Here is a 12576-nt window from a genome sequence, read left to right on the forward strand (position 1 = left end):
GCGAAGCGCATGCGCTTCCTCGACATCATTCTGGGCCAGGTCATCACGGCGCGCACCCGCGAGAACGTGCAGCTGCCGCTGACGCTGATGAACTCCTTCCGCACGTCAAAGGAATCCATGGCCGTGCTGCACCACAACCGCCGCTTCCATCAGGAAGACATCCCCATGGAGATCATCCAGCATGTGGAGCCGAAGATCGACGCCGCCACCGGTGCCCCCGTAGAGCATCCGGAGAACCCCGAACTCGAATGGTGCCCGCCGGGCCACGGCGACGTGTTCGCCACGCTGTGGGAATCCGGTCTGCTGGACTCCCTGCTTGAGCACGGCATCGAATACCTGTTCATCTCCAACTCCGACAATCTGGGTGCCCGTCCGTCCACCACTCTGGCCGGCGCCTTCGCCCAGTCCGGCGCCCCGTTCATGGTCGAGGTGGCGCACAAGACCCCCGCCGACCGCAAGGGCGGCCACATCGTACGAGACAAGAAAACCGGTCGTCTCTCGTTGCGCGAGATGAGCCAGGTGCATCCGGACGACAAGGCCGACGCCACCAACATCGCCAAGCACCCGTACTTCAATACCAACAATATCTGGGTACGCGTACGCGATCTTCGCGAGAAGCTCGCCGCCACCAATGGCGTGCTGGAGCTGCCGGTCATCCGCAATCGCAAGACGGTGGACCCCACCGATTCCTCCACCACCAAGGTCATTCAGCTCGAGACCGCCATGGGTGCGGCCATCTCGCTGTTCGACGGCGCCACGTGCATCGAGGTGGATCGCCCGCGCTTCCTCCCGGTGAAGACGACCAACGATCTGTTCATCATGCGCTCCGACCGCTTCCACCTGACGGACTCCTACGAGATGGAGGATGGCAACTACATCTTCCCGGAGGTCGACCTCGACCCCCGCTACTACAAGAACATCGCCGACTTCGACGAGCGTTTCCCGTACGGCGTACCGTCTCTGGCCGCGGCCAAGTCCTTCACCGTCAAGGGTGACTGGACGTTCGGTCAGAATGTGAAATGCTTCTCGGATGCGCTGCTCGAAGACAAGGGAGATCCGGCATACGTGCCGAACGGCGAATTCATCGGACCTCTGGGCGTCGAACCGGATGATTGGTTGTAAATGACGATGGGCGAGAAATCGCCCATCAGGATAATTTTTCATAAAAACCATGGTTTTATGAAGAAATACCCGTAGAATGTCTAAAGGCGCTGTTGCGCCTACATACAACTATCAACGTTAACGAGACGTGAGGACAGATGGCTGAGGGAGCTTCAAACGGAAGGCGCCGTTTCTCCGATAAATGGGGCAAGCATGAGCTGGATGTGCTGGCCGTACTTTCATCGGCGTTCCCCCAATGGCTGACTTCTCGCCAAATCGCCCAACGAGTCAAGGCATATGCCGATTCATATGGTGAGTTGGCCGATCAGGCGGCCAAGGCGGCGTTCGCCAAGCAGTTCCAGCGAGATCGCGCCAAGCTGGCCGCCATGGGAATCGCCATAGAATCCCGGCAGCCGGAATACTCCTCGAAGTCCGAAGGACAGGATTTCGCGTCATATCGCCTGCAGCTCGGTGACGAGCCGAGAATCCGCATGCGCTTCGAGCAGGAGGATCTTCCGGTGCTCGCCGCCGCCAACTATCTCGCGCAGTCGATCTCGCTGTCCTCCGCCTCGCAGCGTATGGAGTCGCAGGAGAACGCCAAGGTCTCCCGCACCGCACCGCGTGTACCGCAGATGCCGGTGCCTGGCCTTGGCTTGGACTCCATCGCACCCGGTCTCGGCACGCAGACGATTCCCGACGTGCTGGTGAAGGTCATCGACTCCCGTCGCTTCGCCGCGACCGTGGACGTGGACGGCGAGCACATCAACGTGGCCTACACCGATTCTGACGATCTCGCCATGTTCGTGCTCGAGCATCCCGGTTCCTCTATTGTCAGTCCGCAGGAGGCCGCCGACGCGTTCAACCGTCGACTGCACGCGGCCACCATGTTGGGATCCGCCGATCATCCGGAGGAGGCGATTCAGGCGAGGCGTGATCTAGCCGCCGTGGCCGACCACAACGCCGACGTCGAGGACGCCAAGAGCAAGTCGAAGGGACGCAAGGCGCTGAGCGCCTCGTTCCAGACCGGTTCCGAGGTGGATCGCCGACTTCGGCTCATGCTGTTCCTCTCCGCCCATATCGGCGAGGAGTTCCCCATGACCGATCTGGCGGAACGCTTTATCGGGCACGCCAAGAACGAAGACGAGCTGAAGAAGTCGGTCGCCGTGATCCGCAAGGACATCGGCACCCTGACCACGGTCTCCGATGACGGCGAGATGGCTGGCAGCCAGTTCTTCGACATCGACTGGTCGCTGCTTGAGGCCGAGGGCATCATCAGCGCCACCAATTCCCTGGGACTGGAACGTCTCGCCGGCATTTCTCCCCAGTATCTGAGCCTGCTGACCGCATCGGTGAGCTATCTTGCCCATTCGCCGCTTCTGCCCCCGCAGTCGCGCCGTCAGGCTGGTTCCCTGTATGCCCGTCTGCGTGAGCACACGGAACCGGGGGAGACCCCCTGGCTGTCGCTGACCGGTTACGAAATGGAGCCACAGTGCTTCCAGGCCGTGGACAGCGCGATTCATTCCAAGTCGCTGCTCAACATCGAATACACCGATGGCGCCGGTCGTATCCGCGAGAAGCTTGTCGCTCCGGCGAAGATCTTTGTGGATGAGGGCGTGTACTATACGGCCGTCTGGAAGGGCGCCACCGAGTCGTCGTTCAACATTCCGGCGACGGATGACGCCGACCAGCGTCATCGTGATTGGCAGGTGCTGCGTCTGGCACGTATCAGCCGAGCCGACGTCGTCAAGCCCGATCAGCCGATCGAGGTGCCTGACGTGCCGATTTCGGAGTTGCGTCAGTGGAGCTTCGACAACGGCACCGCGGCGTCGTTCATCACCGACAAGCCCGATCTGCCGTTCATCGATTCGCTGCAGGACGCCCGTGTGGAAAAGTGCGGAAATGGCGAGAAAGTGTATCTGACGGTATCGTCCGATTCCTGGTTCGTCGCGTTCTGCATCGCGCATGCCCGCCATATCGTGGCGGTGTCGCCGGGAACGCTGCGTTCCATGATCACAGCCAGAGCCACGCGTGAGCTGTCGTTGGGCGACAACACACCCAACCAGTCGTCGCCGGCACAGTGACCTATTCGCCCATCAGGAGGACCTATTAGTCTGAATGATGGGCCATTTGATTTGAGCCCTGAAAGATAAGGAGACGCACGAATGCCGGGATGGGTCTGGATACTGCTGGTGATCTTTCTTCTCGTTATGCTGATCGCCGGAGCCGTATATGCGATCCGTCATGCGTTGGCGGCGTTGCATGTCGTCAACGAGACAGGTGGCCGTATCGCCAATGTGTTCACCCGTCTTGAACAGGAACCGACGCCCAAAGAGGTGGAGACGCCGTCGTTTGTCCTACCGCTTGAAGTGTCGGCAGATCGGTATGCCGACGCGCATTCCGCGGTAATCAGGCATCAGGAGGAAACAAGGAGCAGACATGCCGCCGTTTGGAAGCGTTGGAAGACGTTCAATGATCTCGCCCGCTGACAGCGGTAACAGGGGCAGCTCGCATCGGCGCGGCATCGTGGCGGTGCTGACCAATCCCGAGGCCGATAACGGGCGTGGAGCGCGCACGGCCACGCAGGCGATCACCGCATTGAGAAAAGCCTGCGGACAGCATGGCTTCGGGGTGGTGGACATCACCGGGCACAGTCGTGAGGAGTCCTTGGAGAACGCCTGCCGTGCGATCACCCATGCGACGGCGCTGGTCGTCGTCGGCGGTGACGGCATGGTATCGATCGGTGTCAACGCCGTCGCCGATTGCGACGTCCCGCTCGGTATCGTCGCATGCGGTTCAGGCAATGATTTCGCACGAGGTCTTGAACTGCCGATCAGCCGTATCGAGACCAGCGCCGAAGGCATCGCCGCAGCGCTGTCGTATGATTCGACGATCGTGCTCGACCTTGGCCATGCCTGTTCCCCGGAGGATGGAGGGCATCGCATCGACACGTTCTTCGCCGGCATGCTGAACTGTTCGATCGACGCGGCCATCAACGATCGCGCGAACCAATCGAGGCTGCCGTTGGGTACGCTGCGCTATTTGGAGGCCGGCATCCGGGAGGCGTCGCGCGTGGGCAACTACGGATTCCACGTGTCGGTTGTCAACGAGGATCATTCCGTCAACGACTACGATCTGCTGACGCCGTTGCTTGCCGTGGCGAACGCGCCGTACATCGGCAGCGGCATTCAGGCGTCGCCGGATTCCGATCTGGCCGACGGTCTTCTGGAGATGCTGTGGGCCAAGTGGCTGCCCACGGCGCCGGAGGCGCTGCGCATCCTCGCCAAAGCGTATCGCGGTGCACACCTCGATGAACCGGTGATCGGCTACCAGCGCATTCGTTCGATCACGATCAGAGCCACCGATGAGGGGAAGACCCCGCCGGTGCTGATGTCTGACGGCGAGTGCATCGGTACGCTGCCGGTCACGGTGGATGCGCACGGCAAGGCACTGCGACTGCTTGTACCGCCCACGGTACGGGAGCACTGGAACACCGTTGAAGACAATCGTCACATGGGGGAGGAACGCTGATGGCACGACGTCATCGACACAGGCACGACAACGACACCAACGAGTCCGGCGAAGCGCTGCAGCCTAATAGTCCCGCCGCACGCTACCAGGCATTCCGCGAGCGCCAGCGGCATTCCGCGAGCGCTGCGCATCGTTTCGCGCAGACGTTGGATTTCCCGCTTGACGACTTCCAGCTTGATGCGATCAACGCCTTGGAGGCGGGGGATAATGTGATCGTCGCCGCGCCGACCGGTGCGGGCAAGACCATTGTCGCGGATTTTGCCGTGTTTTTGGCTCAGGAGCGGAACGTCAAGGCGTTCTATACCACGCCGATCAAGGCGTTGAGCAATCAGAAGTACCATGATCTGGTTGAGTTGTACGGTCAGGACAAGGTTGGTCTGCTGACTGGTGACACGTCGATCAATTCGGAGGCGGACATCGTGGTGATGACCACCGAGGTGTTGCGCAACATGCTGTATGAGCAGTCCACTACGTTGACCGCGTTGCGGTATGTGGTGTTGGATGAGGTGCATTATCTTGCCGACCGGTTCCGTGGACCGGTGTGGGAGGAGGTCATCATTCATCTTCCTCGTCAGGTGCGTGTGGTGGGGCTTTCTGCGACGGTGTCCAATGTGGAGGATTTTTCCGCGTGGATCGAGTCGACGAGGGGTGATACCGCTTTGGTGGTGTCGGAGCGGCGTCCGGTGCCGTTGGAGCAGCATGTGATGGTGCAGCGTGATGAGCGTCATGAGCCGGAGATCTATGATCTGTATCGTTCGGCGACGAGTTCGCAGCTTAATCCTGATCTGGTGTCGCGTATCTCTGAGTTGGATCGGATTGCCGAACGGCGTATTGGCGGCCGTGGGGGCTCTCATGGTCGTGGTCGTGGGGGACGTTCCGATCGGCGTGAGTCCCGTGCGCAGCGGTATACGCCGAAGCGGTGGGCCGTGGTTGACGAGTTGCATTATCTCGATCTGCTGCCCGGCATCTATTTCATTTTCTCCCGCAATGGCTGTGATATGGCGGTGCAGCAGTGCATTAATGCTGGTCTTGAGCTTACGACGCCGCAGGAGGCGCGTCGCATTCGTCAGATCGTTGATGAGATGGTTGATGGACAGTTGACTCGGGATGAGTTGCGTACGCTGCATTTTGCTAATTTCCGTTTTGCGTTGGAGGAGGGGTTTGCTCCGCATCATGCGGGCATGATCGCCTTGTTCCGGCAGATTGTCGAACGTTTGTTCGAGGAGAGTCTGGTGAAGGTGGTTTTCGCCACCGAGACGCTGGCGTTGGGTATTAATATGCCGGCGCGTTGCGTGGTGGTGGAGAAGCTCGACAAGTTCAATGGCACCGGTCATGTGCCGCTGACGCCGGGGGAGTTCACCCAGTTGACGGGACGTGCGGGCCGGCGCGGCATCGATTCCATCGGCCATGCGGTGGTGGTTGATCATCGTGATTTCCAGGCGGCTACAGCGGCGGCATTGTCGTCGAAGCGCGTGTATCCGCTCCATTCGAGTTTCCGTCCGACGTTCAATATGGCGGTGAATCTGTTGGATTCGAGCGATTATCGTACCGCCCGCGCCACGTTGGATCATTCCTTCGCCCAGTGGGAGGCCAACGAGTCGGCGGAGACTCTGGAGTCGCAGATCGTCACGCTGCGCGCCGCTCTGGACGGATATGAGCGTGCGTTCGTCTGCGATCGGGGAGACTTCCGCGATTTCCTGCAGGTGCGTATGCGACTTACCGATCTGGAGCGAGGTGAACGCAAGGCGCTCAAGCATCGCAATTTCCGTTCCGAGCAGGAGCGGTCGCAGGCGTTCCGCGATCTGGATCGTCGCATCGCCGAGCTTCGTGAGGAGGATCGCGACCATCCGTGCCGTTCCTGCCCCGATCTGGCTCAGCATATGCGGTGGGGACATCGGTGGATGCGTGAGAGTCGTGAATTGGAGCGCGTGCAGCATCGTTATGATTCGAGGACCGGTTCGGTCGCCCGTCGGTTCGATGCGATCTGCTCGATCCTTGAGAATCTGGGATATCTGGAAGGCGTGCCATCGTCGGGGGAGTCCGATGCGCATGATGGCCGCCCGGCCGATTATGTGCTCACCGAACGCGGCCAGCTGCTGCGTCGGCTGTATAGCGAGCTTGATCTGGTGCTGGCCCAATGTTTGGTGTCGGGTCTGTTCGCCGATCTGAAGCCCGCCGAAGTGGCGGCGCTGTGCAGCGCATTCGTCTATGAGGCCCGTCGTGGCGGCTCGGGTGAGCCTCGCAACTATCCTGGTTCTCTGGAGCATGTGGCGATGCAGGCCAAGCGTATATGGTCGCGCATCAACGCCATCTGCGAGGATGCCGAACTGGATGCTCCACGGCAGTTGGATTTCGGCATGGTCGACATCGCCTATGCGTGGGCCAAGGGCGGTGATCTGTCCGTCGTATTGCAGAACAGCGATATGACCGGCGGTGATTTCGTCCGCACCTGCAAGCGTCTGGCCGACATCCTTGGTCAGGTGGCGCAGACGGGCCCGTATCTCGCCGTCGACGGCGAGGATGTGGCCGAGACCGCGCGTCAGGCCGCGGCTCTGATCAATCGCGGTATTGTGGCCTATTCGGGCGTCGACTGACGTGCCAGGTGGGGGAGAACCGGGAATAATCTCAAGGTCTGCACTGTTTTGTAGCGTGGATACGGTTGTACAGGTACAGGAGGAACTAGCATGGCTGAACGCTCGCTTCGTGGTATGAGCATCGGTGCCAAATCACTGGAATCCGATGACAACGTCGATTTCGCCGCACGCAATGATGTGGCATATGTATGCCCGAAGGGTCACCGTACGATTCTGCCGCTGGCCGAGGGCGCCGAGATTCCCGCCGAGTGGGAGTGCCGTTGCGGTCTGACCGCCCATCGCGAGGGCGCCGAGGATGCGGAGGCGAACGAGATCGCCAAGCCGACTCGCACCCACTGGGACATGCTGCTGGAGCGTCGCAGCGAGGAGGAGCTCAAGGAGCTGCTCGACAAGCGTCTGAAGATGCACCGCGAGGGGTGGATCCCGGATTACGAGTAAACGGACCAGATTGCCCGGCCACGATCACTCCGTGGCCGGGCATTTTGTTTGATCGATCAATTAACAAACTTATGGCAAACCAACAAACAGAGAGGAAGTTCCCATGATCAGCCATCCGTCGCATGTTGTTCTGCTTGATCTTGACGGCACACTGACCAAGTCCGATCCCGGCATCATCGCCTCGGTGACCAAGGCGTTCGAGGAGCTGGGACGTCCGGTGCCGGACGACGATGAGCTGCATCGCTTCATCGGTCCGTCGATCATGGAATCCTTCCAGCGCAACGGCATCCCGGCGGGGGAGGAACTCGACCGCGCCGTGAGGGTCTATCGTCACTACTATTCCGACGCCGCGGTGTTCGACGACCCGAACGAGCCGGGCAACAAGGTTCCGGGACGACTGTTCAACACCGTGTATCCCGGCATTCCCGAACAGCTGGCGAAGCTGCGCGAGGCCGGTTACTATCTCGCCATCGCCACATGCAAGCCCGAACCGCAGGCCATCCCGGTATGCGAGCATTTCCATCTGACCGGCATGGTGGACGGCGTGTACGGCGCCAGCATGGACACGTCGCGACTGGACAAGGACCAGGTGATCCGATACTGCTTCGAGAACATCGGCTACGACGAATCGGCCGGCGACAAGGCCGTCATGGTCGGCGACCGCTGGACCGACATGGACGGCGCCACGGCGACGGGCATCGGATCGATCGGATGCCGCTGGGGCTATGCCGAGCCGAACGAACTCGAAGACCACAAGGCGACGCTGATCATCGACACCGTCGATCAGCTGTTCGACGCCGTGACGAAGTACTTCGCCGACTGACCGAGGAAGCCGGAGACGCAACGCGACGTTGCATCCGGCCCATCGCGGACGTTCTCGTCGGACAACGGAATGACGAGAACCCTGCAGGACGCGCGTGTCGAAATGATAAAGCCATGGAGGTACGCGCGTCTTTGTGTATTCTCCCCACGTGTATTTATTACCGATAATGTACGTTATGTCAGATTGGCTTTATGGCCATTCCCCGATCGCCGGAATCCGAATACTGAATACCACTGGATGCTCCCGTGTCTTCGAGGATCCACCCTAGGTCTTAAAACCACCGCCGCGACGACGACTGCGGTTGAACGGCCCGCACAGCGATCGCCGTGTACACACGGACAGCAAGACCATTGCGGTGCGCGACGCGTCCTGACGCATACCTGACGCATAAGCATACAAAGCCGCTTCGCGCACACCAAGAAGATCGCCCTCTCATATACGCACATGCACACGTAAATCTCTCGAAGCCGCACCCCTAGGAAAACAAGACGACACTCCTGACGCGGCGACCTTAGACCTTATCCACGTAGACCGCACTTCCTTCTTCATAGCCCTCTACCCTACTGAGAATCCTGCATTCCTGGCGTTTTGAATGAGAAAGACCGGAGTGTGATTTTGAGGCCCATCTTGGAAGGCAGCGCCTGCGATTAGGAAGGGTCTATACTATAGACTTGTCTCTATTGCACACCAAAAAGATGTGGTCGTGCACAGTCCAAACGACAACGGCACGTCCGCGAGCGCCTGTCCCGTGTTCGGGTTTGGTCGTTTCGGGGTTGGGGCGGGGTCTCGCATGGTTTGCGCTGAGACTGTGGTTCGTCGCTGTCCATGTGCGTCGATATGTGTCTGCTTGTCGCCTGTAAGCGTGTGTCGTCTCTGGTCTCTATGGTGTTGCCTCTCCCCTGTGTTGGGATCTTCTGTGTCAGGCTTCGAGGTCTTCTCTCATGGTTTCGTTGAGGCGTATGGTTCGTGAGTGTTCGGCGGATCGTAGTAGTTCTTGTTGGCGGTGCAGTCGTCGTGCCGTGATGTCGTCGAGTGGTTTGTTGTGGTCCAATGTGGGTTTTGTGTCGGCGAGCGCTATGGGTTCTTCGTGTTGTAGTGCGTTTTTGGTGTGGTGCCATAGTGATCCTACTGAGACGCCGAATATGGCTTGTCCGCTGCGGACGAGTTGGATTACTTGTTCGTCGGTTGTGCATTCGTATACGGTTTGTCCGTCGCACAGTATGGTGATGTGTTCGAGTTCGTTGGTGGTGTGTTGCATGAGGCAGTTGATTGCCGTGGTTATGTTGTGGAGGTTGATGCCGGCGTCGAGGAGTTTTTTGGAGACGGCCAGGATCACGATGTCTTTGAAGGCATAGAGTCGGCGTGTTCCTGAGCCGTGTGATGGTTGGATGGAGGGTTCTATGATGTGTTTGCGGGCCCAGTAGTCAAGTTGTCGGTAGGTGATTCCCGCGATTTTGGATGCGGTGCTCCCCCGGTATCCTGTGGTGTGTGTGGACTCCCCTGTGTCGAATAGTTGTCCTTGGATGGCGTGCTGTGGTGTTGTGTCTGTTGGTTCCTTCGTTGGGACGTGCAGACGGAGTCGGATCGTGGGGCTGGTGTTGGTGGAGTCTTCGGTCATTGAAGTCCCTCCCGCGTGATGCTGAATTGGACTGCGGTATCCAGTTTAGATCATCGCGTGGGAGGGAGTTGTATATGGGAGTGCCGTGTGTTGGTTTGGCCGTTGGGTTGTGGCCGTTTGTCGGTCAGGCGGTCACAACGGCTGATTTGGTGAAGAAGACGAGTCGGAATTTGCCGATCATGATTTCGTCGCCGTTGTGGAGTACGGCTTCGTCCACGCGCTGGCGGTTGACGTAGGTTCCGTTGAGTGAGCCTGCGTCCTGGACGGTGAATTGGCCGTTGGCTCGGTGGAAGATGGCGTGTGCTCTGGAGACGGTGGAGTCGTCGAGTAGGATGTCGGCGCGCGGGTCGCGGCCTACGTTGACGGTGTCTTCGTCGAGTAGGTAGCGGGATCCGGATACTGCGCCGCGGGTGGAGATCAGCAGTGCGGAGTCGTCGCTGAGTCGGGCGATGGTGTCGAGGTCCTGCTGGGTGAGGGGCCTGTCCCCTGCGGTGGTAATCGGAATATGGATGGCCGGGATACCGATGATGGTGGTTTCTCCGGCGGTAGGAATCGGATCAGTCATGGTTCTATTCTACAGTCTTGGCGTACTTATAGTCGGTTGATTGTCTCACGGAGTCGATTTGTACGTTGTCGGATTGTTTGACGGTTACGCCGGCGTCGTATTTTACGCGTAGCTGGGAGCCGACTCCGCCGGCGATCTGTACTGCGTTCTGCAGTGATGAGGGGTCGCCGATGGCTTTGATCACATATGGTGGTTCCACGTTCTGGCCGCTGCAGTTGAGTCCGTTTTCGGTGTCGATCAGTGATGTGCTGGTTACGACGCGCACTCCGTCGAATTCCATGACTTCGGCACCGGCGTTGCGGAGTTCCTCGATCAGGGTGAACATGGTGGATGCGGGGATGTGCTTGTCCTTTTGTCCGATGGTGATGACGACGCCCTCCCCCTGTGCCGGGAGTCTTCCGGAGAGGATGCCGCTGCTTTCCTCGTTTTCCTTGGCCACGCGTTCGACTTCCTTCTGCTTGTCGGCGGCGGACTGGATGGATTTGAGCTGTTCGGACAGCTGTGACTTCTGGCTTTCCAGGTTGTCGATCTGTTTGCTGGTTTCGTCGAGGAGTCGTACCAGTTCGTCCTCGCTGAGGGTGGAGTATGACGACTGCGAGTTCTGCAGCTGGGTGACGTAGCCGAATCCGAGCAGGGCGCAGAGCAGGGTCATGAGGATCGATGTGAGGATCTTGGCTCGGCCGGATCGTCTGGTCTTCGGCGGGCGTTTCTTGACCTGGGGGAATGTGCCCGTGGACAGGTCGTCGTTGAGCTCGTCGGCCATCTCCTGGTGCCAGAACCGTTTGAACGCCGGTTTCTGGGGGGTCTTTCCCCCGTCGTGCTGGATCTGTCTCATCGGGTATCAGCCTCGGAAGATGAAGCGGCGGATGGCCGACACGTTGGAGAAGATGCGGATGCCGAGCACGACGATCACTGCCGTGGTCAGCTGGGATCCGACGCCGAGCTGGTCGCCGAGGAATACCAGCAGCGCCGCGGTGACGACGTTGGACAGGAAGGAGATGACGAAGACACGGTCGGAGAAGCTTCGTTCGAAGTATGCGCGCGCCGAGCCGAGTAGCGCGTCGATGGCAGCCACCACCATGATCGGCAGGTACGGTTGCAGGGCTATCGGCACGTCCGGTTTGATGAATATGCCCACGACGATGCCCACGATGAGTCCGATGATTGCCGGCATCACTTCACCCCTTTCGCGTATTTGAGGTCGGGCGCACCCGAGGCCTTCAATGACAGCTTAGACGACTTCGAGACATCCGGGTAAATGCCCACGTCGCTCAGCGACTGGTACAGGTCGGCGTTGTTCTTCTTGCCGACGGCGTCCGCGAGCGCGGTCTGGTCTCCGATGGCTTGGATTTTGTATGGGCTTTGTACGGAGGTGACGCCGACGAGGATGGTTTGTCCGGCTACGCGGACGGATGATTGGACGCCGATGCGGACGTCGTTGATGGCGATGGCTTCGGCGCCTGAGGCCCAGAGTTGGGAGATGAAGGCTTGGAGGTCGGTGTCGGAGACGACGCGGATGATGTGGCCGTTTTTGTCTCTGGGGAGGTCGCCTTTTTGGTCTTCGGCGGCGATGGGGTCGGTGAGGGTGACGGTGATGCCGCTGCCCTGGACGGCTATGGTGCCGTTGGCTATGGCGTCTTTGGTGGTTTGGGAGTTTGTGTTTCCGGTGTTGAGGGTTTGGGTGAGGGTGTCGATTTGTGAGCGTTGGGTGGCGACGTCGGATTCGAGTTGGTGTTGTTCGGCGTTGCGTGTGGCGACTTGGCTGGCGAGTTCCTGGCGTACTTTTTGCCGGGTGTTCATGTGGAGTTCCTGGACGATGACGCAGCCTGATATGCCGACGATGACGCAGAAGATGAAGGTGAGGATTTTGGTGATCCAGGTCATGGCGGGTGATTGTTCCTGGACGACC

Annotated in this window: 12 protein-coding genes; 7 read left to right on the forward strand and 5 right to left on the reverse strand. The window is 59.6% G+C overall.

The genetic code is table 11. The features are described from left to right. From Tam10B_RS12525 to Tam10B_RS12555, 7 genes are all read left to right on the forward strand, one after another. A partial coding sequence (locus Tam10B_RS12525; RefSeq protein ID WP_143248658.1) for a UTP--glucose-1-phosphate uridylyltransferase occupies nucleotides 1–1122 on the forward strand: 1122 nt, incomplete at its 5' end. A gap of 137 nt (nucleotides 1123–1259) precedes the next feature. After that, nucleotides 1260–3182 (forward strand): helix-turn-helix transcriptional regulator, encoded by a 1923-nt coding sequence (locus Tam10B_RS12530; RefSeq protein WP_093961568.1) that lies wholly within the window; start codon nucleotides 1260–1262, stop codon nucleotides 3180–3182. An 81-nt stretch (nucleotides 3183–3263) separates the two neighbouring features. Further along, nucleotides 3264–3587 carry a hypothetical protein gene (locus tag Tam10B_RS12535; protein ID WP_093961569.1) on the forward strand — a complete coding sequence of 108 codons (324 nt, stop codon included), beginning with the start codon at nucleotides 3264–3266 and terminating at the stop codon, nucleotides 3585–3587. Continuing rightward, nucleotides 3571–4629, forward strand: a complete 1059-nt coding sequence (locus tag Tam10B_RS12540) for a diacylglycerol/lipid kinase family protein (RefSeq protein WP_158214221.1) — start codon at nucleotides 3571–3573, stop codon at nucleotides 4627–4629. Before Tam10B_RS12535 ends, Tam10B_RS12540 begins: the two co-directional genes overlap by 17 nt. Continuing rightward, the gene (locus tag Tam10B_RS12545; RefSeq protein ID WP_093961571.1) at nucleotides 4629–7223 is read left to right on the forward strand and encodes a DEAD/DEAH box helicase; all 2595 of its coding nucleotides are present in this window, start codon (nucleotides 4629–4631) and stop codon (nucleotides 7221–7223) included. The genes Tam10B_RS12540 and Tam10B_RS12545 overlap by 1 nt, the downstream gene beginning before the upstream one ends. A gap of 90 nt (nucleotides 7224–7313) precedes the next feature. Continuing rightward, on the forward strand, nucleotides 7314–7661 hold the full coding sequence (locus Tam10B_RS12550; protein ID WP_093961572.1) for an RNA polymerase-binding protein RbpA: 348 nt from the start codon (nucleotides 7314–7316) through the stop codon (nucleotides 7659–7661). Between the two features lie 103 nt (nucleotides 7662–7764). Next, on the forward strand, nucleotides 7765–8484 hold the full coding sequence (locus Tam10B_RS12555; protein WP_093961573.1) for an HAD hydrolase-like protein: 720 nt from the start codon (nucleotides 7765–7767) through the stop codon (nucleotides 8482–8484). 919 nt (nucleotides 8485–9403) lie between these two features. Here the strand turns inward: Tam10B_RS12555 and Tam10B_RS12560 are convergent. The 5 genes from Tam10B_RS12560 to Tam10B_RS12580 form a co-directional block, all read right to left on the reverse strand. Beyond that, on the reverse strand, nucleotides 9404–10102 hold the full coding sequence (locus tag Tam10B_RS12560) for a MerR family transcriptional regulator (protein WP_093961574.1): 699 nt from the start codon (nucleotides 10100–10102) through the stop codon (nucleotides 9404–9406). 124 nt (nucleotides 10103–10226) lie between these two features. Continuing rightward, entirely contained in the window at nucleotides 10227–10667 is a 441-nt protein-coding gene (locus Tam10B_RS12565) for an FHA domain-containing protein (RefSeq protein WP_093961575.1), read from the reverse strand. 4 nt (nucleotides 10668–10671) lie between these two features. Further along, nucleotides 10672–11430, reverse strand: a complete 759-nt coding sequence (locus tag Tam10B_RS12570; protein WP_093961579.1) for a DUF881 domain-containing protein — start codon at nucleotides 11428–11430, stop codon at nucleotides 10672–10674. A 78-nt stretch (nucleotides 11431–11508) separates the two neighbouring features. Continuing rightward, the gene (locus Tam10B_RS12575; protein WP_093961576.1) at nucleotides 11509–11841 is read right to left on the reverse strand and encodes a small basic family protein; all 333 of its coding nucleotides are present in this window, start codon (nucleotides 11839–11841) and stop codon (nucleotides 11509–11511) included. Beyond that, on the reverse strand, nucleotides 11841–12576 hold a 736-nt coding region (locus Tam10B_RS12580), incomplete at its 5' end, for a DUF881 domain-containing protein (RefSeq protein WP_233133727.1). The genes Tam10B_RS12580 and Tam10B_RS12575, both read right to left, overlap by 1 nt.

The organism is Bifidobacterium vansinderenii (genome assembly GCF_002234915.1).
GTDB lineage: Bacteria > Actinomycetota > Actinomycetes > Actinomycetales > Bifidobacteriaceae > Galliscardovia > Galliscardovia vansinderenii.